The 21,323-nt window shown below is 67.5% G+C and carries 16 protein-coding genes and 5 pseudogenes; 11 read left to right on the top strand and 10 right to left on the bottom strand.

Annotated features, from left to right (window positions below; all coding sequences use genetic code 11):
• Positions 1-768: pseudogene (locus BN4332_RS05695) on the bottom strand (MFS transporter); the annotation flags it as partial.
• Positions 769-878: 110 nt separating this feature from the next.
• Positions 879-1,412 (bottom strand): annotated as a pseudogene (locus tag BN4332_RS05705) (enoyl-CoA hydratase/isomerase family protein); the annotation flags it as partial.
• Between the two features lie 557 nt (positions 1,413-1,969).
• Here BN4332_RS05705 and BN4332_RS34135 point away from each other — a divergent pair.
• Positions 1,970-2,260: an FUSC family protein gene (locus BN4332_RS34135; RefSeq protein ID WP_235654242.1), complete on the top strand. Its 291-nt coding sequence runs from the start codon at positions 1,970-1,972 to the stop codon at positions 2,258-2,260.
• On the opposite strand, the pseudogene BN4332_RS05715 reads toward BN4332_RS34135, so the two are convergent.
• Positions 2,220-2,804 (bottom strand): annotated as a pseudogene (locus BN4332_RS05715) (MFS transporter); the annotation flags it as partial. The gene BN4332_RS34135 and the pseudogene BN4332_RS05715 sit on opposite strands and share 41 nt — an antisense overlap.
• A 145-nt stretch (positions 2,805-2,949) precedes the next feature.
• Positions 2,950-3,429: a bacterioferritin gene (bfr, locus tag BN4332_RS05720; protein ID WP_066897586.1), complete on the bottom strand. Its 480-nt coding sequence runs from the start codon at positions 3,427-3,429 to the stop codon at positions 2,950-2,952.
• Positions 3,430-3,670: 241 nt separating this feature from the next.
• Between bfr and BN4332_RS34140 the strand changes: the two are divergent.
• Positions 3,671-4,276 (top strand): annotated as a pseudogene (locus tag BN4332_RS34140) (fatty-acid--CoA ligase); the annotation flags it as partial.
• Between the two features lie 27 nt (positions 4,277-4,303).
• Here BN4332_RS34140 and BN4332_RS05730 read toward each other — a convergent pair.
• Together BN4332_RS05730 and BN4332_RS05735 are read right to left on the bottom strand one after the other, a co-directional pair.
• Positions 4,304-5,059 (bottom strand): enoyl-CoA hydratase/isomerase family protein, encoded by a 756-nt coding sequence (locus BN4332_RS05730; RefSeq protein ID WP_066897588.1) that lies wholly within the window; start codon positions 5,057-5,059, stop codon positions 4,304-4,306.
• Positions 5,060-5,145: 86 nt separating this feature from the next.
• Positions 5,146-5,841 carry an EthD domain-containing protein gene (locus tag BN4332_RS05735; protein ID WP_066897589.1) on the bottom strand — a complete coding sequence of 232 codons (696 nt, stop codon included), beginning with the start codon at positions 5,839-5,841 and terminating at the stop codon, positions 5,146-5,148.
• Positions 5,842-5,996: 155 nt separating this feature from the next.
• On the opposite strand from BN4332_RS05735, the gene BN4332_RS05740 reads away from it, so the two are divergent.
• Positions 5,997-6,179, top strand: a complete 183-nt coding sequence (locus tag BN4332_RS05740; RefSeq protein ID WP_066897590.1) for a hypothetical protein — start codon at positions 5,997-5,999, stop codon at positions 6,177-6,179.
• Between the two features lie 7 nt (positions 6,180-6,186).
• On the opposite strand, the gene BN4332_RS05745 is transcribed toward BN4332_RS05740, so the two are convergent.
• Positions 6,187-6,816 carry a PaaI family thioesterase gene (locus BN4332_RS05745; RefSeq protein WP_066897591.1) on the bottom strand — a complete coding sequence of 210 codons (630 nt, stop codon included), beginning with the start codon at positions 6,814-6,816 and terminating at the stop codon, positions 6,187-6,189.
• Between the two features lie 14 nt (positions 6,817-6,830).
• Between BN4332_RS05745 and BN4332_RS05750 the strand changes: the two genes are divergently transcribed.
• The 3 genes from BN4332_RS05750 to BN4332_RS05760 are packed head-to-tail and all read left to right on the top strand — an operon-like array spanning position 6,831 to position 10,389.
• Positions 6,831-8,573 (top strand): tetratricopeptide repeat protein, encoded by a 1,743-nt coding sequence (locus tag BN4332_RS05750; protein WP_084459191.1) that lies wholly within the window; start codon positions 6,831-6,833, stop codon positions 8,571-8,573.
• A 36-nt stretch (positions 8,574-8,609) separates the two neighbouring features.
• Positions 8,610-9,089 (top strand): nucleoside deaminase, encoded by a 480-nt coding sequence (locus tag BN4332_RS05755; protein WP_066897622.1) that lies wholly within the window; start codon positions 8,610-8,612, stop codon positions 9,087-9,089.
• On the top strand, positions 9,082-10,389 hold the full coding sequence (locus tag BN4332_RS05760) for an alpha-amylase family protein (protein WP_066897593.1): 1,308 nt from the start codon (positions 9,082-9,084) through the stop codon (positions 10,387-10,389). The genes BN4332_RS05755 and BN4332_RS05760 overlap by 8 nt, the downstream gene beginning before the upstream one ends.
• On the opposite strand, the gene BN4332_RS05765 is transcribed toward BN4332_RS05760, so the two are convergent.
• Positions 10,373-10,804 (bottom strand): DUF1810 domain-containing protein, encoded by a 432-nt coding sequence (locus tag BN4332_RS05765; protein ID WP_066897594.1) that lies wholly within the window; start codon positions 10,802-10,804, stop codon positions 10,373-10,375. The genes BN4332_RS05760 and BN4332_RS05765 overlap by 17 nt on opposite strands.
• A 61-nt stretch (positions 10,805-10,865) precedes the next feature.
• On the opposite strand from BN4332_RS05765, the gene BN4332_RS05770 reads away from it, so the two are divergent.
• The 4 genes from BN4332_RS05770 to BN4332_RS05785 all read left to right on the top strand — a co-directional run bounded on the left by BN4332_RS05770 (position 10,866) and on the right by BN4332_RS05785 (position 17,206).
• Positions 10,866-13,019, top strand: a complete 2,154-nt coding sequence (locus BN4332_RS05770) for an adenylate/guanylate cyclase domain-containing protein (protein ID WP_066897595.1) — start codon at positions 10,866-10,868, stop codon at positions 13,017-13,019.
• Complete coding sequence (locus tag BN4332_RS05775) at positions 13,016-14,416, top strand: mechanosensitive ion channel family protein (protein WP_066897596.1); 1,401 nt, start codon at positions 13,016-13,018, stop codon at positions 14,414-14,416. The genes BN4332_RS05770 and BN4332_RS05775 overlap by 4 nt, the downstream gene beginning before the upstream one ends.
• A 149-nt stretch (positions 14,417-14,565) precedes the next feature.
• Positions 14,566-15,561, top strand: coding sequence for an esterase family protein (locus BN4332_RS05780; protein ID WP_066897597.1), 996 nt, complete (start codon positions 14,566-14,568; stop codon positions 15,559-15,561).
• Between the two features lie 79 nt (positions 15,562-15,640).
• Complete coding sequence (locus BN4332_RS05785) at positions 15,641-17,206, top strand: molybdopterin-dependent oxidoreductase (RefSeq protein WP_200820265.1); 1,566 nt, start codon at positions 15,641-15,643, stop codon at positions 17,204-17,206.
• Positions 17,207-17,214: 8 nt separating this feature from the next.
• Here the strand turns inward: BN4332_RS05785 and BN4332_RS05790 are convergent, their stop codons facing one another.
• A complete protein-coding gene (locus tag BN4332_RS05790; protein ID WP_066897599.1) occupies positions 17,215-17,415 on the bottom strand; it encodes a hypothetical protein in 201 nt (66 codons plus the stop codon).
• 134 nt (positions 17,416-17,549) lie between these two features.
• Here BN4332_RS05790 and lon point away from each other — a divergent pair.
• Positions 17,550-19,718, top strand: a pseudogene (gene lon, locus BN4332_RS05795) (endopeptidase La); the annotation flags it as partial.
• A 48-nt stretch (positions 19,719-19,766) separates the two neighbouring features.
• Here lon and BN4332_RS05800 read toward each other — a convergent pair.
• Positions 19,767-21,323 carry a PucR family transcriptional regulator gene (locus tag BN4332_RS05800; protein WP_066897623.1) on the bottom strand — a complete coding sequence of 519 codons (1,557 nt, stop codon included), beginning with the start codon at positions 21,321-21,323 and terminating at the stop codon, positions 19,767-19,769.

The raw sequence follows: 21,323 nt of genomic DNA on the forward strand, positions 1-21,323 counted from the left end.
AGCGCCGCCCGCCGCGAGCGCCCCGGGCAGCCGGTCGGCCAGGAAGCCGGCGAACAACGAGCCGAAGATCGCGGCGCCGAAGGAACTGCCGATGGTCCGGAAGAACGTCACGCCCGACGTCGCGACGCCCAGATCGGCGAAGTCCGAGGTGTTCTGCACGATCAGGACGAGCACCTGCATGCACATGCCGATACCGGCGCCCAGGATCAGGAGATACAGCGACTGCAGCGGGATCGGGGTGGCGGCGTTCATCCGGGACAGCAGCACGAAGCCGACGAGCATGATCGCGGTACCTGCCACCGGGTAGATCTTGTAGCGGCCGGTGCGGCCGACCAGGCTGCCGCTGACGGTCGAGGTGATCAGCAGTCCGATGACCATCGGCATGGTCCGCAATCCCGACTCCGACGGGGATACGCCGTCGACGAACTGCATGAAGGTGGGCATGAACGTGAGCGCACCGAGCATCGCGAAGCCCACGACGAGCGACAGCACGCAGCACATGGTGAAGACCGGATTCCGGAACAGCCGCATCGGCAGAATCGGTTCGGCCGCCTTCAGTTCCACCCGGACGAACATCGCCAGGGCCAGGATCGACCCGACCACCAGTCCGATGATGGTCGGCGAGGTCCAGGCCAGCTCGCCGCCGAGACTGGTCGCCAGCGTGAGGCCCGACGCCCCGATTCCGACCCAGAAGATCCCGGCGTAATCGATCACCGGGCGGGCGCCACGGTGCGCGAGCGCGGGGATCGTGGCCGCGGCGACCACCAGGANGGCGCCGACTGCGGGCGCTGCCGGCGCACGATCCGCGCCATCATCGCCGCCCATCAGGCCGAAGGCCGGCCCACCCCGTACAACGGTTGCCCGTCGCGGGCGACTCGCTAGGCCTTGCGGTCGGCGAACTGAGCCAGCGCATCCACATTGGCCGCGGTGCCCACCAGTTCGACGAACAACGCCTTCTCCCGCTCGACGGCCGCGGTGATCGCGTCACGGACCGGCGCCACCATGGTCTGTTTGACGGCGATCAGGCTCGAAATCGGCTTGGCGGCCAGGGTTTCGGCATGCCGCCGGGCCTCGGCCAGCAGTGCGTCGGGCTCGCAGACCTTCCACACCAGGCCCATCTCCCGAGCCTCGGCCGCATCCACCCACTCCGAGGACATCAGCAGCCAGGCGGCGTTCTGCCTGCCCAGCAATCGCGGCATCAGATACGACGAGGCGGCCTCGGGCGCCACGCCCAAGCTGGTGAACGGACACTTCAACCGGGCCGATGACGACATGAAGGCGAGATCGGCAAAACCGAGGATCGTGGTGCCGATCCCCACGCCGACCCCATTGACCGCACAGATCAACGGCTTCGGGAAATCCGCGAGCGCGTCGAGCATGCCGTAGAACCCGTGCTCCCCCGGCGTGAACTCNCAGCGCCGCCGATGTCGACGACGCGCCGCTGACCTGGCTACGCGAGGTGTTCGCCGACAGCCAGGTGAGCCAACGGCCCCGGGCCTATCACGGTGGTTACCGGCTACCCGAACGCATCGCCGGAACCCTGGCTTCGCTGCGCTCCACCGCCGAGCGTGACACTTGCGCCGATGACCCCGAGTCGTCCGACACCGGGCTGTCACAGTTGCTGACCGCCGCGGCGGTGCTGCTCGACGCGATCGCCGACCAAGGCCACACCGCCCGGCGCGACGCCGAGCACGCCCTGGTTCGCGTGCAGACCGCGGCCGCGGGCGTCACCGGTCCCGAAGCGGCCCTGGCACAACGCCTCTGTGAACAACTACGTGAGGCCGCGGCGCTGCGGTTCGGCCAGTTGCACCGGCCCGACCTGATCGGGTCGCTGGCCTCGGCGCCCGCCGTGGTGCGCTCACACCTGACCTGGACCTCGCCGATCCTGCGGCACGCAATCCGGCTGTCCGTGACCACCGCGCTGGCGGCCGCGGCGGCCCGCTACGGCGGGCTCGAACACGGCTACTGGATGCCGTTGGCTGTGGTCGTGGTGCTGCGGCCGGAAACGGCACACACCTACACCCGCTGCGCCGGCCGGATGGCGGGCCTGGCCGCCGGCATCGTCGTCGCCTCCCTGATCACCTTGATGTGGCAGCCCGGTCCGGTGGGCTCGGCGGTGTGTGCGCTCGTGTTCGTCGCCGTCGGCTATGCGGTATCGCAGTTCGGTTATCTCGCAGTCGGCGTCGCGGTCGGCACGATCGTGGTCTTCGCCGTCGGCGTGANGCGACCACCAGGACGACGACGCCGACCGGGATGCTGAGCCAGAATGCCCAGCGCCAGCCGAGGTGATCGGTGACGAAGCCACCCAGCAGGGGGCCGGCGACGGTGGTGACGCCGAACACCGCGCCGAGCGCGCCCTGATAGCGCCCGCGGTCCCGCAGCGGGATGACCTCCGCGATCAGGGCGGACGAGGTCACCATGATCGCGCCGCCGCCGATGCCCTGCAGCGCCCGCGCTGCCACCAGCATGGCCATCGATCCGGCCAGTCCGCTGAGCACCGACCCGACCAGGAAGCACACAACGGCGGTCTGGTACACGGCTTTCCGGCCGAAGATGTCGCCGACCTTGCCGACGACGGCGGTGATCACGGTCGAGGCGAGCAGGTAGCTGGTAACCACCCACGCCTGATGACCGGCACCGCCGAGGTCGGCCACGACCGTGGGCAGCGCGGTGGCGACGATGGTCTGGTTGAGCGAGGCCAGCAGCATGCCGAGCAGCACCGCGACGAAGACCAGGTTGCGCCTGCGCACGCTCAGCAGCGCGGCACCGGACGGCTGCTCCTCGGTTGTTGTCGGGCTCGTCATGACTACCTTTCGTCACCCCCTGCAGATTCAACAGCCATATCGTTAGGCAGGCTATGAAAGTTACAGCACGCACAAAGCCGCCCCGAACAACCGGCGGTTCACCGGCTACCCGGGGCGGCTTCGGCTGAAACGGCCCTGCCGACCCCTACTGCGGCGGCCGGGAGACGCACTGCGCGGCGTAGAGCGCGTCGCCCAACTTGTCCATCAGCTCCAACTGGGTTTCCAGATAGTCGATGTGACCTTCCTCGTCGGCCAGGATGGTCTCCAGGATGCCTGCCGAGGTGGCGTCCTGCTTCTCGCGGCACATCACGATGCCCGGCTTGAGCCGGGCCACCACCTCGTACTCGATCGCCAGATCGGCCTCGAACTGTTCCCGGAGGGTCTGCCCGACGCGCAGCGAAAACAACCGCTGATAGTTGGGCAGGCCGTCCAGCAGCAGGATTCGGTCGGTGATGGTCTCCGCGTGCCGCATCTCCTCGAACGATTCCGCCCGAGTGTGCGCCGCCAGTTCCGTAAATCCCCAGTTGTCCTGCATTTTGGAATGCAGGAAATACTGGTTAATCGCAGTGAGTTCGCTCGTCAATTGCTCGTTGAGCAATTTCAGAACTTCCGCGTCGCCTTGCATCGTCACTCCTAAGCACCTTGAGGGCTGGTCAAGTGTTGCCGTTAGCCGTGCACATCCAATCTAGTCCAGAATGCGCCGCACGGCGCAATGATTGTTACCCAATTCGGCGTGTTCTCGCGTTCTTTACAGATCGGCTCGGCGAGGCGCGTCGTGGCGTGGCCACGAAGAGTGGACTGCCTGTCCTAACTAAGGTTAGACTGCGCTAATCTGTCCACCACCCCGAAAGAAAGGCCGGTATTAAATGAGTGAGTACGATTTACACTCGCTCATTCTCTCCTGTGATTTCCGCGTCGACGATGTCGAAGAGATGTGGAAATGGATGAAGAAACACCGGTCGGGACTGTTGTCGATCGGCGCCCATCACGTGGTGCTCTACAAATCCATTTGGGAGCCCGGCCGGGTATTGGTGACAATCGGAATTCGGCATGCTCGGTCCATTCGTGACGTGCTGCGCTCACCGGCGATTTTCGAATGGTTCGACATTTCCGGCGTCGAAGATATTCCGCCGATATTCGGCGGCGAAGTGGTGGAAAAGATCGACCTGACCGAACCGTCCCCGGAAGGACACGTGGCCGGCGTGATCGTCGGTGCGGTGGCGACCGTCGATGACGTGCCCACGCTGATGCGCAAGGTGCACGACGGCCTCGACCGCTTCGAACAGGGCGGTATCCGCAAGATTTGGGTGTACCAGGCGCTCGACGACGGCCAGGAAGTCATGATCCTGCAGGAGGTCGCCGACGAGATCAGCGCCCGGCAGTGGATCGACCATCCGGACGCGGCCGCCGAATGGATGGCCACGGCCGGTTTCGGCGCATACCCGAGCCTGTTCGTCGGCAAGCTGGCCCACNAACGGTTGCCCGTCGCGGGCGACTCGCTAGGCCTTGCGGTCGGCGAACTGAGCCAGCGCATCCACATTGGCCGCGGTGCCCACCAGTTCGACGAACAACGCCTTCTCCCGCTCGACGGCCGCGGTGATCGCGTCACGGACCGGCGCCACCATGGTCTGTTTGACGGCGATCAGGCTCGAAATCGGCTTGGCGGCCAGGGTTTCGGCATGCCGCCGGGCCTCGGCCAGCAGTGCGTCGGGCTCGCAGACCTTCCACACCAGGCCCATCTCCCGAGCCTCGGCCGCATCCACCCACTCCGAGGACATCAGCAGCCAGGCGGCGTTCTGCCTGCCCAGCAATCGCGGCATCAGATACGACGAGGCGGCCTCGGGCGCCACGCCCAAGCTGGTGAACGGACACTTCAACCGGGCCGATGACGACATGAAGGCGAGATCGGCAAAACCGAGGATCGTGGTGCCGATCCCCACGCCGACCCCATTGACCGCACAGATCAACGGCTTCGGGAAATCCGCGAGCGCGTCGAGCATGCCGTAGAACCCGTGCTCCCCCGGCGTGAACTCCGGGTTGGTGATGCGGGTCTGCATCTCCACGAGGTCGTTGCCCGCGCTGAACGCCCGGCCGGCGCCGGTCAGCAGCACCACCGCCACGTCGGGATCGTCGGCCGCGGCCCGCAGCGCCCTGGTGGTCTCGTCGTACAGCGCCTCGTTGAACGCGTTGAGAGCATCCGGGCGGTTCAGGGTAAGGGTGCGAACCCGATTGTCGTCCTCGATCAGCAGGGTCATTCTCACTCCTCGCGTGCGCGCCTGGACCGCTGCAGCCTAACTAGAACACGTTCCACTATCGCCGGCCGGGGTGGGAAGCACGCGCGTCAGAATGGGGCCCGGTAGACGTAACGACTGGTCGGCACGGTGTCGACGTTGCTGCTCGCACCGAACGCATCCGTGCTGGCCACCATCCGGCGCATGCGGTCGGCGAGATCGTCGTCATCGACGGCGCCGAAGAACACATGCAGATCCGAAACCGCCTCCTGCCGGAACAACTCTTCCACGATGCCGTCGATCGCCGGGGCGTCCGGGGTGAGCGCACGGACCACCGTGTTCTGCGTGTAGCCGAAGGTGTCCTGCGTTTCGATGGCCACCGACGTGTGGTCGAGGTGCCAGCGGTGCAACCAGGTCGCCTGATCCAGCTCGGCCGGCCGGCGCAGCAGCGCGATATTGGCCAGACCATTGGTCCGTTCCCCGGCGCCGGTCACCGGGGCCGGCAGCGGAACCGACTCGGTGACCAGATAGGCGGCGATCGAATCACATTCGGCGGCAAGCACTTCCAATGCCTCCCGGACCTGCTCACCGTAGTACTGGCGGGCCCAGATGCTGACCACCGCGACCACCGGCGGATCCAGGGTGGTCAGCGTCATCAGCGAGTCGCGCACCGCGTCGTCCCGAACGTTGACCGTCAGACCAGGCAGTCCGAGCGCGAGCAGTCGATCGGTGACCCGGGTGCGCATCTGTTGGCACCACTGCTCATCCGACGTCGCGGCACGCAGCAGGACGATGACTTTCTCCACGGTGGAGAACCTACCCGCGCCCCGATCCGCGCCACGCGCAGGCAGTTGTGCCACCGCGGGCCCGCGCCGAGTGAGAATGGTGGGGTGCACACGGGTGGACAGGCAGCCGACGCACTTCGGCTGAGTACCNGCGCGGCGCACCGCCGAGCCCCGCGGTGCCGTGGAGCCTGGACACCGCCGAACTCTCGACCGCGCTGCGGCGCGTCCACAACGTGGCCTCGACCCTGGCAGCCGACAACGGCGCCGCCCGCATCCTCATCGGCGAGCTGACCACGATCACCCGCAGCCTGGAGGAGATCTCCATCGACCGCGTGGCACCGGCCGGCGACGCGCGCTGAGCACGGCTCAGCCGCGTGCCCACTTCGGCAGGATGAACACCCCTTCGGCCTCGGCGGTGATCCCCTCGGCATCCGAAACATGACCGGAGGCAAAGGCTTTGATCCCGTCGGTGCGGGTGATCCGCCCTTCGGCGTGCAGATCGCCGAGCGGGGTGGCCCGCAGGTAGCGGATGGTCAGGGTGCCGGTGAAGCGCGGACGGTCCGAGTCACTGGCGGCCACCTCACCCAGCACGTGATCGAGCACCATGGCCACCATGCCGCCGTGCACGTGGCCGGGCGGGCCCTCGTAGGCAGCACCCAAGTGGAAATCGGTGCGCACGCCGCCGGCCGGGTCCTTGACGATCACCAATGGCGGCGCGATCGGGTTGCGGATGCCGATTGCCGGGTTGCCCCACGGCATTCGGTCTCCGTCGGAGGTGAACCTGACCCCGAACGGCCCGTCGATCTGTTCGGCCCGCAAGCGCGCGGTCGCGTCGTCGATCTGCGCCCGCACCGCGGCGACTTCGCCGGCGCCGACCTCCGACCGGATCGCGGCATCGATCAGCTCGCGCACCGAACCGGCCAACGGCTCCCAGACCGACCGCAGACGCTGCACATCCGCGGAACTGAGACCCTCGACATGGGTGTAACCCGGCATGCCAGCACTAGAACATGTCGGGTGCGCCGCTGTCGAGCTACCCCGGGGCCACCACAGCTACTACCGTCGTAGCGGTGACCGATCCCGCGCAGACCGAGCCGTACTACCGGCTCGGGTCCTACCACCGGCCGACAGACACCTCGTCGCCGCCGGCGCAGACCTGGTTCGACCGCGGGATGGTCTGGGCCTACGCGTTCAACCACGAGGAAGCCATCCGGTGCTTCGAACGCGCGCTGGCGCTCGACCCGGATTTCGGGCTCGCCCGTTGGGGCATCGCCTACGCGGCCGGGCCGAACTACAACAAGGCCTGGGACGCGTTCGATCCCATCGATCTGAGCACATCGCTGACCCGGGCCCGGGCTGAACTCGAACGCGCGGCCACGGGACGCGCCGACCCGTTGGAACGCGAGCTGATCGAGGCTCTGCGGAAACGCTTTCCGACCGCCGATCCCGACGACGGCGACGCCCTCACCGCCGGCCACGCCGCATATGCGGACGCGATGGTGGCGCTGGCCGACGGCCATCCCGACGACATCGACGTGCAGACGCTGGCCGCCGACGCCCTGCTCAACGTGACCGCCTGGGCGCTGTGGGACGGCCGTACCGGTGAGCCCGCCCCGGGATCCCGTGTGCTGGAGGCGAAACGCATCCTCGACTCCGCGCTGACCACCGAGGCCGGCCGGCAGCACCCGGGAGTGCTGCACCTGTACATCCACGCGATGGAGATGTCGACGACACCGCAGGCGGCGCTGCCGGCCGCCGACCTGTTGCGCGGACTGGTGCCCGACGCCGGTCACCTGCAGCACATGGCCAGCCACATCGACGTGTTGTGCGGGGACTACCGAAACTCCGTGACGGCCAACCTCGCTGCGGTACAGGCCGACCGGAAGTTCGTCGCGCGCGAGGGGGCGCTCAACTTCTACTCGCTCTATCGTGCGCACGACCTGCACTTCGTGGTGTACTCCGCGATGTTCGAGGGCAGCTCGCAGATCGCGTTGGACGCGGCCGAGGAGCTCGCCGCCCAACTGACTCCCGAGCTGCTCTCGGTCGCCTCCCCGCCGATGGCCGACTGGCTGGAGGCGTTCGTCCCGTTGCGGGTGCACGTGCTGGTGCGGTTCGGCCGCTGGGACGATCTGCTCGCCGAACCGCTGCCCGCCGATCCCGACCTGTACTGCACCACCACCGCGACGGTCCACTACGGCCGGGGAGTGGCGCATGCGGCCAAGGGGCAGATCACCGAGGCCCGCGCCGAGCGGGAGCGGTTCCTCGCGGCCTACCGCCGCATTCCAGACACGCGCTACCTGTTCAACAACACCAGCCTGGACATCCTGGCGATCGCCGAGCAGATGCTCAACGGTGAGATCGCCTATCGGGAAGGCGATTACGAGACGGCGTTCGAATATCTCCGACGGGCCATCGAACTCGACGACGCCCTACCGTACGACGAACCGTGGGGATGGATGCAGCCCACCCGCCACGCCTACGGCGCGCTGTTGCTCGAACAGGGCCGGGTCGAGGAGGCCGCCCACGTTTACGCGGCGGATCTGGGCCTGGACCCGACGTTGAGCCGGTCCAGCCATCATCCGAACAACGTGTGGAGCCTGCACGGGTATCACGAATGCCTGCGCCGCCTGGGCCGCGACGCCGAGGCCGGCATCATCGGCCAGCAGCTCGAGTTGGCGCTGGCACGAGCCGACGTCACGGTGCGGGCATCCTGCGCCTGTCGCCTGGAGGTGGCGAGCCCGTGTTGCGACTGAGCTTGCCCGCCTCGTCCCGGGCGTAAACTCGTGGCCGTGGCCATCACCGAGAGCGACCTCGATCAGCTGCGCAAATGCGTGGAATTGGCTCGTGAAGCCCTCGATTCCGGTGACGAGCCGTTCGGATCGATCCTGGTCGACGCCACCGGGACGACGGTGTTCAGCGACCGCAACCGGGTCAAGGACGGGGATGCCACCCAACATCCCGAATTCGCCATCGCCCGTTGGGCAGTGGAGCACCTGAACCCGCAGGACCGGGCTGCCGCCACGGTGTACACCTCGGGCGAGCACTGCCCGATGTGCTCTGCCGCGCACGCCTGGGTGGGCCTGGGCCGGATCGTCTACGCCACCTCCTCGGCGCAGCTCAGTGGCTGGTTGTCCGAGTGGGGCGTGCCGGCCGCTCCGGTGGCTCCCCTGCCGATCACCACGGTCGCCCCCGGTGTCGACGTGGACGGGCCGGCGCAGGAGCTGGCCGAGACCATGAAAGACCTGTACGCGGCGAAGTTTCGTGTCTGAGCCCGGCTGGGTGGCACACGCCGTCTGGTGGCAGATCTATCCACTGGGCTTCGTCGGCGCCTTCCCCGCCGACCAGCCGCCGACCGTCGACGAGCACCGGCTTCGGCGCATCGTCGGCTGGCTGGATCACGCCGTGCGGCTCGGCGCGTCGGGCATCGCGCTCGGACCGATCTTCGCGTCACGCACCCACGGCTATGACACCACCGACCACTTCCGCGTCGATCCGCGACTGGGTGACGACGACGATTTCGACCACCTGGTGGCCGAGGCCCGACAACGCGGTCTGCGCATCCTGCTCGACGGCGTGTTCAACCATGTGGGTACCGACTTCCCGCGGTACCGCGAGGCCGTCGACGGCGGGCCCGACCACCCATCGTCGAAATGGTTTCGCCGCCGCGGCAACACCTCTCGGTTCGACACGTTCGAAGGCCACGACGAACTGATCGCGCTCAACCACACCGATCCCGAGGTGGTGGATTACACCGCCTCGGTGCTGCGGCACTGGCTGGGCCGGGGAGCCGACGGCTGGCGTCTCGACGCCGCCTATGCGGTACCCGACGCGTTCTGGGCCAAGGTGCTGCCCGCCGTGCGCCGAGAATTCCCCGAGGCCTGGTTCGTCGGCGAGGTGATCCACGGTGACTACGCGTCGACCGTGCGCGCCGCGACCTTCGATTCGGTCACCCAGTACGAACTCTGGAAGGCCATCTGGAGCAGCCTCAACGACGGCAATTTCCACGAACTGGACTGGGGTCTGCAACGGCACAACGACTTCCTCGGCACGTTCGTGCCGTTGACGTTCGTCGGCAACCACGATGTCACCCGGATCGCGAGCCAATTGACCAATCCCGGACACCTGGAACACGCCCTGGTGATCTTGCTGACCACGGGCGGCACGCCGAGCATCTATGCCGGGGACGAGTCGGCCTACCGCGGTGTGAAAGAGGAACGCCGCGGCGGCGACGATGCGGTTCGCCCGGAGTTCACCACTCCCCCAGCGGATTCCGATGCGCTGCGGCTGCACCAGTACCTGATCGGGCTGCGCCGCCGCCACCCGTGGCTGCACGCCGCGACGACCTCACCACTACTGCTGACCAATACCCAGTACGTGTACCGGACCAGCGCCGGGGCCGAGTCGCTGATCGTCGCACTCAATGTCGACACCGCCCCACTTGCCGTGTCGTTGCCCGATTTCGGGGTGGCCCGGGGGCAGGTGCTCGCGGGTTCGGGCGCACCACCGCAAGAGGAGATCTCACGGACCGAGGTGCCCCCGCACGGCTGGCTGATCATCCAGCCGCACTGAGCATTTCGAGGGTGAGCGGATCGGCGCGTCCGTCGTACAACGTATCCAGTACCGCCTGGAAATCCGCGGCGTCGTCGGCGGCCGCGGCGAACAACGTCATCGATGACCGGACCTTCATGCAATCCGGCCGGCCGAAGATCTCCTCAGCGGTGCGCCCGTCGATCTCGACGACGAGGCGGGCGCATTCTCGCAGTCGCGGGCCCAACGTCGGGTGGGCCAGGTAGCCACGTGCCTCTTCGGTGGAGGCGATGCCGTAATGGTCGGCGGTCGCGCTGCGACCCAGCCCGCGCAGTTGGGGAAAGACGAACCAGATCCAGTGACTGCGCTTGCGGCCGTCCCGCAACTCGGCGAGCACCTGCGGGTACACGCGGGCCTGGGCATCGACGAACCTCTGCAAGTCGAACGGGTCGCTCATTCCTCGAGTTTGTCGCGCACCCACCCGCAATACATCGCGACAGGCTAATCTTCGGGATTCAATGGGTACAACTGCCGACGTCGACCGCGTCGCTCCGACCAGAAGTGCGCGTCGGCGCGTCATGTCGCGGATCAGCATTCAGTCGAAGTTGCTGGTGATGCTGCTGGTGACCAGCATCCTTTCGGCGGCCGTCGTCGGCGCCATCGGTTACCAGTCCGGCAGATCGTCCCTTCGGCAATCGGTGTTCGATCGGCTGACCGAGGTCCGCGAATCGCAGACCCGGCAGTTGGAGTCCAAGTTCACCGACCTCGAGGACTCGCTGATCGTCTATACCCGGGGCACGACCTCCATCGAGGCCGTGGAGGCGTTTTCGGACGCCTTCGGTCAGCTCGGCAACTCGACGATCAACCCGCAGCAGTGGCAGTCGATCGTCGACTATTACCGCACCGAATTCGAGCCGCTCGAGCAGAAACAGACCGGCGACACCGTGGACGTATCCCGGCTGCTGCCCACCTCCAACGCGCAGAAGTACCTACAGGCGCACTACACGGCGCCGGTCGCCGACCCGGAGAAGGCGATCGCCGTCGACGACGCGCGCGACGGCAGTGCCTGGTCGGCCACGAACGCGCGGTTCAACGACTTCTTCCGGGAGATCGTCGAACGCTTCCAGTTCGAGGACGCGCTCCTGCTCGACACGGTTGGCAACGTCATCTACACCGCGTACAAGGGCATCGACCTCGGCACCAACATCCTCACCGGGCCGTACCGACAGAGCCTGCTGACCGACGCTTACCAGAAAACCCTGGCCTCCAACACCGTCGACTATGTCGGGGTCACCGACTTCGCCGACTATCAACCGGCCGATGAGCCGACGGCCTGGATGATGGCACCGGTCGGTCCCCCGGGCCGGGTCGAGGGCGTGCTGGCCCTGCAGTTCCCGATCTCCAAGATCAACCGGCTGATGACCGCCGACCAACAATGGGAAACCGCGGGGATGGGCGCCACCGGCGAGACCTTCGTGGTCGGCCCCGACGCTTTGATGCGCTCTGATTCGCGCCTGTTCCTGGAGGATCCGGAGAAGTTCGAACGCGATGTCATCGACGCCGGAACCCCGGCGGCCATAGCGGCGAAATCGCTGCGCCAACACGGAACCACATTGGTGCAGCCGGTCGAGACCGAGGCCACCCGGCTGGCCTTGCGCGGCCAGACAGGCACCGTGATCGAGGACGACTATCTGGGCAATGAGACGCTGCAGGCCTACGCACCAGTTGATCTGCACGGGCTGAACTGGTCGATCATCGCCAAGATCGACACCTCGGAAGCGTTCGCCCCGGTCGCGACGTTCACCCGCACCCTGGTGTTGTCCACCGTCGTCATCACCTTCATCGTGTGTCTGGCCGCCATGATGTTGGCGCGGTTGTTCGTCCGGCCCCTGCGCCGCTTGGAGGCCGGCGCCCAGCAGATCGGCGCGGGCGACTACGACATCTCGCTGCCCGTGCAATCACGGGACGAGTTCGGGGATCTGACGACCGCGTTCAACGACATGAGCCGCAACCTAGCGATCAAGGAAGACCTGCTGGCCGAACAGCGCCGGGAGAACGACCGGCTGCTGCGCACGCTGATGCCCGAATCGGTGGTGCAGCGCTACCGGGACGGCGAAGAGACCATCGCGCAGGACCACCACAACGTGACAGTGCTGTTCGCCGACACAGTCGGGTTGGACGAGCTGACCTCCGGCATGCCCTCGGAGGAGGCCCTGGCGATCGTCAACCGTCTCGTGCACCAATTCGACGCCGCTGCAGACGATCTGGGCGTGGAGCGGGTCCGCACCCTGCGCAACGGCTACTGGGCCAGCTCGGGATTGAGCGTGCCGCGGCTCGACAACGTCCGCCGTACGGTCGATTTCGCCCTCGAGATGCAGCGCATCATCGAACGGTTCAACACCGAGAACGGAACCACCCTGAAGCTGCGCGCCGGAATCGACACCGGCGCGGTGAGCAGCGGCCTGGTCGGACGTTCCAATCTCGCCTACGACATGTGGGGTTCGGCGGTCAACCTCGCCTACCGGGTCCAGCGCGGCTCACCACAACCCGGCGTGTACGTCACCGAGCGGGTGTTCGACGCGATGGGCGATACCCGCGACCTCGAACCGGCGGGCACCGTGCGCGTCGACGACGCCGACGAGCCGATCTGGAAACTCCAGGACCGACGATGACCGGCGTGCTCGAGGCGCCCTGGTTCTATTGGGCCATCGGTGTCGCGGTCGGATTTCCGGTCTGCCTGGTGCTGCTCACCGAGCTCCACAGCACCCTGCGCCGCCGCGGCAGCTTTCTGGCCGGCCCGGTGCACCTGACCCGCACCTACATCCTGCCGCTGGGTGCGCTGCTGGTCCTGCTGGTCCAGGCGATCCAGATCTCCGGGGACGCCACCCCGGTGCGGATCGTGGCGACGGTGTTCGGCTTCGTCGTGCTGGTCCTGTTGCTGTCCGGGCTGAACGCCACACTGTTCCAGAGCGCGCCGGATGGCAGCTGGCGCAAGCGGATTCCGTCGATCTTCCTCGACGTCGCCCGGTTCGCGCTCATCGCGATCGGCGTGGGACTGATCTTCGCCTACATCTGGGGCGCCAACATCGGCGGGCTGTTCACCGCCCTTGGTGTGTCCTCGATCGTGCTGGGCCTTGCCCTGCAGAACTCGGTCGGCCAGATCATCTCCGGACTGCTGGTGCTGTTCGAGCAACCGTTCCAACTCGGTGACTGGGTCGATGCGCCGGCGGCGCGGGGACGCGTCGTGGAGGTGAACTGGCGTGCCACGCACATCGACACCGGTAGCGGCCTGCAGGTGATCCCGAACTCCGTGCTGGCCGGCGGATCGTTCACGAATCTGAGCCGCCCGGCAGGCGCGCACAGCATGTCCGTGATCACTGTGTTCGCCGTCGACGACGCGCCCGACGACGTCTGCCGAGTGCTCAACGAGGTGGCCCGCCGACTGCCTCAATTACGAAGCGACGGAACGGTATCCACTGTTGCCGCCGGCTCGTTGCAATACAAGACCCTGATCCCCCTGCACTCCCCGGCTGACGACTTCGCCGCCCGGGCGACGTTCCTGCGCTGGGCCTGGTACGCCTCGCGGCGGGCGGGCCTGCACCTGGACGAGGCCGAGGACGAGTTCGCGACCACCGAACGCGTGGAGGAGGCGCTGCGGCTCATCGCACCGACGCTGCGTCTGAGCCAGGACGACCAGCGCGAGTTGGTGCCGCACGCGCGTCTGACCCGGTACGGCACCGACGAGGTGCTCCAGGTTGTCGGCCAGGTTCCCAAGAAGCTGACGTTCGTCGTGGCGGGCACGGTGCAGCTGGCCGCTCCGGGTACCGACGATGCGTTCGTCCCGGTGCTCACCCTGGAGCGGGGCGACGTTCTCGGACAGACGACACTGACCCGAGAACCGATCATCACCACGGCCTATGCCCTGACCGAGGTCACCGTCGCGCAGTTCGACCGCGAGTGCATCGAGCAGCTGGTCTCGCGTAAGCCGGTCCTGCTGCAGGACATCGGCCGGGCGATCGAGGAGCGCCGGGCCAACGTCAGGCAAGCACTCACCGCGCCCGGCCGCTGAGGGTCTCGGCGCCGAGTTCCAATCGTTAGTCAACCGCGATCTGCGCGCGCGGTGTTGTTACGCGTGTGACTGATGAGACGCGTGATTCACTACCGGGGCAAGCGGCAAACTGCTTGAGATACGTGCAGAAAGGACGGTTGGTTGCCGTTATGAAGTTCCTCAACAAGATTCGCGGAGCGTGGATGCGCCGACTGGCGGCGGGGGCAATGGCAGCCGCCACCCTGCCCGCGCTGATCGGTTTCGCAGGAGGTTCGGCGACCGCTGGCGCATTCTCCCGGCCGGGACTGCCGGTCGAATATCTCGACGTGTTCTCGCCGTCGATGAACCGCAACATCCGCGTCCAGTTTCAAGGCGGCGGGCCGCACGCGGTCTACCTGCTCGACGGTCTGCGCGCCCAGGACGATTTCAACGGCTGGGACATCAACACCCCGGCCTTCGAGTGGTACAACGACTCCGGCCTGTCGGTGGTCATGCCCGTCGGCGGGCAGTCCAGCTTCTACACCGACTGGTACCAGCCGTCGAAGGGCAACGGCCAGGACTACACCTACAAGTGGGAGACGTTCCTGACCCAGGAACTGCCCACCTGGCTGGCCGCCAACCGCGGCGTGTCGCAGACCGGCAACGCCGTCGTCGGCATCTCGATGGCGGGCAGCGCGGCGCTGACCTACGCGATCCATCACCCGCAGCAGTTCATCTACGCCGGAACCCTTTCGGGCTTCCTGAACCCGTCCGAGGGCTGGTGGCCCATGCTGATCGGGCTGGCGATGAACGACGCCGGCGGATTCAACGCCGAGAGCATGTGGGGCCCGTCGACCGACCCGGCCTGGAAGCGCAATGACCCGATGGTCAACATCAACCAGCTGGTCGCCAACAACACCCGCATCTGGATCTACTGCGGCACCGGCACCCCGTCGGAGCTCGATGCCGGGACCAACGGCGGCAACCTGATGGCCGCTCAGTTCCTCGAAGGGCTGACGTTGCGCACCAACATCACCTTCCGCGACAACTACATCGCCGCAGGCGGCACCAACGGGGTGTTCAACTTCCCGGCCAACGGCACCCACGCCTGGGGCTACTGGGGTCAGCAGCTGCAGCAGATGAAGCCCGACATCCAGCGGGTGCTCGGCGCACAGGCCGCCACCTAGAGATCCACCCACCCAGGGAGCCTGTCGTCATCCCCCGACGGCAGGCTCCCTGCTCTGTGCCGGAGTAGGTTTGGTGGCGATGGCTCAGTCCCCGTCGAGGTCCTCGCCGAACGCACGGATGCTCGGCGGAATCGCGGCTGCCGCGGTGTCGCTCGGCGTCGCACAAGTCGCCGGCGTCTTCTTCCCCGCGCCGGCCGACCCGCGCAACGCCGTCGGATCGGCGATCGTCGACCTGACCCCCGGCCCCGTCAAAGAATTGGCGATCCAGGCGCTCGGCGGTCTCGACAAGCTCTTCCTGGCTGTCGCGGTTCTGGTGGTGATCGCCGCCGCAGCGGCCATTGCCGCGACCTACGAATCCCCACGCCGTCCGATCGGCAGCGCCGTCTTCGTCGTCGCGGGCCTGCTCGGCTGCGCCGCCGTCATCTCGCGCCCCGGTGCCACCGCCGCCGACATCATTCCCACCGTCGCGGGCACCGCGTGCGGAGTGGCTGCGCTGCGCCTGCTCGCGGTGCGGCTGTGGAGCCACACCGAGGCCGACGCCGAGGTCGGGTCCGGCGACGACCACGAGGAGGTCGACGACTCCAGGCGAATGTGGTTGGCGACCGCCGGGCTCCTCGGATTCGGCGCCGCCACCGGACTGCTGGGATTCCTCGCCACCAGGGTGGTGCATTCGGTGGCCGCCGAGCGTGACACCTCGGCCCTGCCCACGCCACGCCTGCCTGCCCCGCCGATTCCGCCGGAGGTGCAGCCGAAAAATGTTGCGCTGCCGAGTTTCGTCACCGACGCGGCGGACTTCTACCGCGTCGATATCGCCCTGAGCGTTCCCCAGCTCAGCCGCCAGGACTGGCGGCTGCGTATCCACGGCATGGTGGACCGCGAGATCACCTACAGTTTCGCCGATCTGGACCGGTTCGAAGTCGTGGAGAAGGTGGTGACACTGACCTGCGTGTCCAATCCGGTTGGCGGCGACCTGATCTCGAATGGAGTCTGGACCGGCTACCGCCTGACCGATCTACTGGCGGCGGCCGGGGTCTCCCCCGATGCCGACATGTTGCTCTCGACCTCCGTGGACGGGTTCACCGTCGGCACCCCGGTGGAAACCCTGCATGACGGCCGCGACGCGCTGCTCGCCGTTGGCCTCAACGGGCAGCCGCTCCCGGTCGAGCACGGGTACCCGGCCAGATTGGTGATCGCCGGACTGTACGGCTACGTGTCGGCCACCAAATGGGTGACCGATCTCGAGTTGACCCGATTCGACCGCGCGGAGGCGTACTGGACCAAGCAGGGCTGGGCGCCACGTGGTCCCATCAAGACCGAGTCCCGCATCGACGTGCCGAGAAACGGGCAGCGGCTGCCCGTGGGGCCGACGACGTTCGGCGGTGTGGCGTGGGCACAGAACCGCGGCGTGCGGGCCGTGGAGGTACGCATCGACGACGGCCCATGGCAACCCGCCCAGCTGGGGGCGGCCTACTCCGGCCAGACCTGGCGGCTGTGGAGCTTCCCCTGGCATGCCGTCGATGCGGGCGATCACACCATCACGGTGCGCGCCACCGACAACACCGGGACGGTCCAAACGTCAGACCAGGTCCCGACCGTGCCCGACGGCGCCACCGGATGGCACGCGGTGAACTTCACCGTGGTGTGACGCCACGGCTATTTCGAGGACAGCTTGCGCCAACTGAACACCGCGATGACCACCCCGACCGCCGCGGTGATCGGGCCGATGACCGACCAGGTCGTGGTGTTGCTCATCGGACTGCCCTGCAGCACACCGAACCCCTGTAGCGCCCAGATCAGGCCGAACAGCGCCACGATCACACCGAGCGCCAACGTCGCGATGAATCCCCGTTTCATGCTTGGAGGCTACGCCCGGCGCCGGCCGGGCGCTCTGCTCCCGTTCGCCGACGGCGAACCCCGGCGGCCGCCATGCCGGGAACAAACCCACGGCCGCCAAGGTTGAGCGCATCAGACTGAACTTTGGAGGTTTGATGTCCGAATCAAACGCAGTGCCCATCCTGTTTGTCAGCGAGCCGATCGTGCTGCCCGGGATGGTGGTGCCCGTCGAGCTCGATGACGCCGCCCGTGCCGCGGTCGACGCCGCCCAGGCCAGCGACTCAGGAAAACTGCTGATCGCCCCGCGCTTGGACGACCGCTACCCCACCCACGGGGTGATCGCGTCGATCGTGCAGGTCGGCCGCATGCCCGGCGGTGCAGAAGCCGCCGTCGTGCGCGGTGAACGCCGCGCCCACATCGGTTCCGGAACCACCGGGCCGGGCGCTGCCCTGTGGGTCGAGGTCGAGGAAGCGACGGAACCCGACGCCGCCACCGACGAGATCAAGGCGCTGGCCGCCGAGTACAAGAAGCTGCTGCTGGCCATGCTGCAGCGGCGCGAGGCCTGGCAGATCATCGACGTGGTCAACAAGATCACCGACCCGTCGGCCCTGGCCGACACGGCCGGCTACGCGTCGTACCTGACCGACGTCCAGAAGCGCGAGCTGCTGGAGACCGAGAACACCGCGACGCGCCTGAGCAACCTCATCAAGTGGACCGGTGAGCACCTGGCCGAGGTCGAGGTCAACGACAAGATCGCCGAGGACGTTCGGGCCGGGATGGACAAGCAGCAGAAGGAATTCCTGCTGCGCCAGCAGCTCAACGCCATCCGCAAAGAGCTGGGCGAGGGCGAACCTGAGGGGTCCGACGATTATCGGGCCCGCGTCGAGGCCGCCGATCTGCCCGAGAAGGTGCGCGAGGCCGCGCTGCGCGAGGTCGGCAAGCTGGAACGCTCGAGCGACCAGAGCCCCGAGGGCGGCTGGATCCGCACCTGGCTGGACACCGTGCTGGACCTGCCGTGGAACGAGCGGACCGAGGACTCGACCGACCTGTTGGGCGCCAGGGAGATCCTGGACGCCGATCACCACGGGTTGGACGACGTCAAAGACCGCATCGTCGAATACCTGGCGGTGCGGGCGCGACGCGCTCAACGCGGCATGGCCGTCGTGGGCGGGCGCGGCTCGGGTGCGGTGATGGTGCTGGCAGGCCCACCCGGGGTCGGCAAGACCTCGCTGGGCGAGTCGGTGGCCCGAGCGCTGGGCCGCAAGTTCGTGCGGGTTGCCCTGGGCGGCGTGCGCGACGAGGCCGAGATCCGCGGCCACCGGCGCACCTACGTCGGCGCGCTGCCGGGCCGGATCGTGCGGGCCATCGGCGAGGCGGGTTCGATGAATCCCGTTGTGCTGCTGGACGAAATCGACAAGGTGGGCTCCGACTACCGTGGCGACCCGTCGGCCGCGTTGCTGGAGGTACTGGACCCGGCGCAGAACCACACGTTCCGGGATCACTACCTGGACCTGGATCTGGACCTGTCCGACGTGGTGTTCCTGGCCACCGCCAACGTGATCGAGAACATCCCGTCGGCGCTGTTGGACCGCATGGAGCTGGTGCAGATCGATGGCTACACCGAGGACGACAAGGTCGCCATCGCGCGTGACTACCTGCTGCCCCGGCAGGCCGAACGCGCGGCCCTGACGGTCGAGGAGGTCACGGTGACCGACGCGGCACTGCGCAAGATCGCCGCCGACTACACCCGCGAACCGGGGGTGCGCCAGTTCGAGCGGTTGCTGGCCAAGGCGTTGCGGAAGGTCACGACCAAGCTCGATGCGGCGGAGCCGCCGATCACGATCGACGAGCCGGATCTCGTCGAGTACCTGGGCCGCCCGCGGTTCACCCCGGAATCCACCGAACGCACCGCGGTGCCGGGCGTGGCGACCGGCCTGGCCGTCACTGGCCTGGGTGGTGACGTGCTCTACATCGAGGCCAACTCGAACCAGGGCGAGCCGGGGCTGCAGCTGACCGGCCAGCTGGGTGACGTGATGAAGGAGTCGGCGCAGATCGCGCTGTCCTACGTGCGTGCCCACGCCGAGCAGTTGGGCGTCGACGCCAAGTCGCTCGACCGCACGATCCACGTGCACGTGCCCGCGGGCGCGGTACCCAAGGACGGCCCGTCGGCCGGTGTCACGATGGTGACGGCGCTGGTGTCGATGGCCACCGGACGGCAGGTGCGCGGCGATGTCGGCATGACCGGCGAGGTCACGCTGAACGGCCGGGTGCTGCCGATCGGCGGGGTCAAACAGAAGCTGCTGGCCGCGCAACGGGCCGGGCTGNCCTGCCGGTGACGACACCTTCGTGTCGGCCGGCAGGCCCGCACCGCGTCAGACGCCGGGTAACCGGCGGGCCGAGCTCGCGTCGCGCCTGCGCATGTCTTCCTCGGCGTCGAGCAGCTCGACCGCCCGCAACGCGAGCCACAGTTCGGCCAGCGAATCGGTCTCTGCGAGATCGAGTTCGGTGATCTCGGCGACCCGCCGCATCCGGTACATCACCGTCTGCCGGTGGACATGCAACGCCTGTGCCGTCTGCTGCCACGACCTCCGGTTTCGCAGGAACGCGTCGAGGGTCTCGACGAGATCGGTGTTCTGTTCGCGGTCGTAATCCTGCAACGGGCGCAGTACCCGGTCGACCAGGGCTTGCGCATCACCGACGTTCGACAGTCCCAGCCACGATGACCCGCTGCCGTACCGCGACACCGCCACCCCGCGCCGCTGCGCGACCGAAAAGGCCCATGACGCTTCGCGAATCGACTCCTGCAGACGGTTGATGGAACCCAGGCGCTGGCTGATCCCGATTCGGGCAGTCGGACCGAGTGCCCGCGTCAGGACATCGTCGGACGACGAGTCCTCGGGCACCACGGCGTAGAGAATCCCTTCGCGTGTCGTGCACACGTACGGGATCGAATGGCGCCACAGCGAATTGTGCACGTGCAGTACCCGGTCGTCGTCGGAGCTGTGTGCCGCGATCAGCACCACCGTCGCGGGATCCAGCCCGAGATCGACCAGTTGCCCGGCCGCCGCCGGACCGTCGATGCGGCTCTCCAGCAGTCGCTCCAGGAAGGCCGACCCCTGGCGCCGGCCGTGTTCGAGCATCAGCTGTGTCTGCGACAACTCGAGGCTGACGACGGTGGCGGCGTGCTGGAGCTGAATCGGGTCGACGCGCCCGCCCTCGGCAGTGACGGCCACCAGCGCTGCGCTCGGATGTCGCTGAATGTCGGTGAGCAGGGCCGTGTTTCCGGCGACGGCAGGAAGGCCGAAGGCGCCCGCGGCAACATTCGTGAGGTTGTCGGACAATGCGACGACCGCCTCCCGCGTGGTTTCGTCCAATTCGGCTGCCCGGGGAAACCAGGGCTCGCCGGTGTGTCGATCACAGACGTGAAGCCGGCAACCCAGTTCGCGTTCGAGCGCGGCGAACAGCTCCGCCGAGGTGGTGGCCCGTGCGATGTGACGGCGAACCAGATCGTAGATCCGCACCGTCCTGGTGAGGCGGCTGGATTGGTCGAGCAGCGTGGCCTCGGCGACCGCTCGGGAGATGGCCACGAACGGAAGCGGATAGCGGATGTTCAGTATCGGCAGGCCCAGCCTGTCACTGGCCGCCATCGCGTCGTCGCTGAGATCCGGGCAATACATCTTCTCCCCGATCGCCAGCCCGGATACGCCCGCCTCGTTCAATCGCTCGACGATGAGCACCTGCTCGGTCGATCCGGCGGGAAACGACAGCCCGTTGGTCATCAACAGCTCGCCACCGGTAACCCAACGCCACGGTTCGGGGAGGTCGGACGTGTGTGTCCAGGAGATCTCTCGGCTCAGGCCCGAGGCCCCGGCCAGCACCTCCAACCCGAGATGGGGTACCTGCGCGAGCTCGCCGACTGTGATCGCGAT

The organism is Mycolicibacterium houstonense (genome assembly GCF_900078665.2).
Lineage (GTDB): Bacteria > Actinomycetota > Actinomycetes > Mycobacteriales > Mycobacteriaceae > Mycobacterium > Mycobacterium houstonense.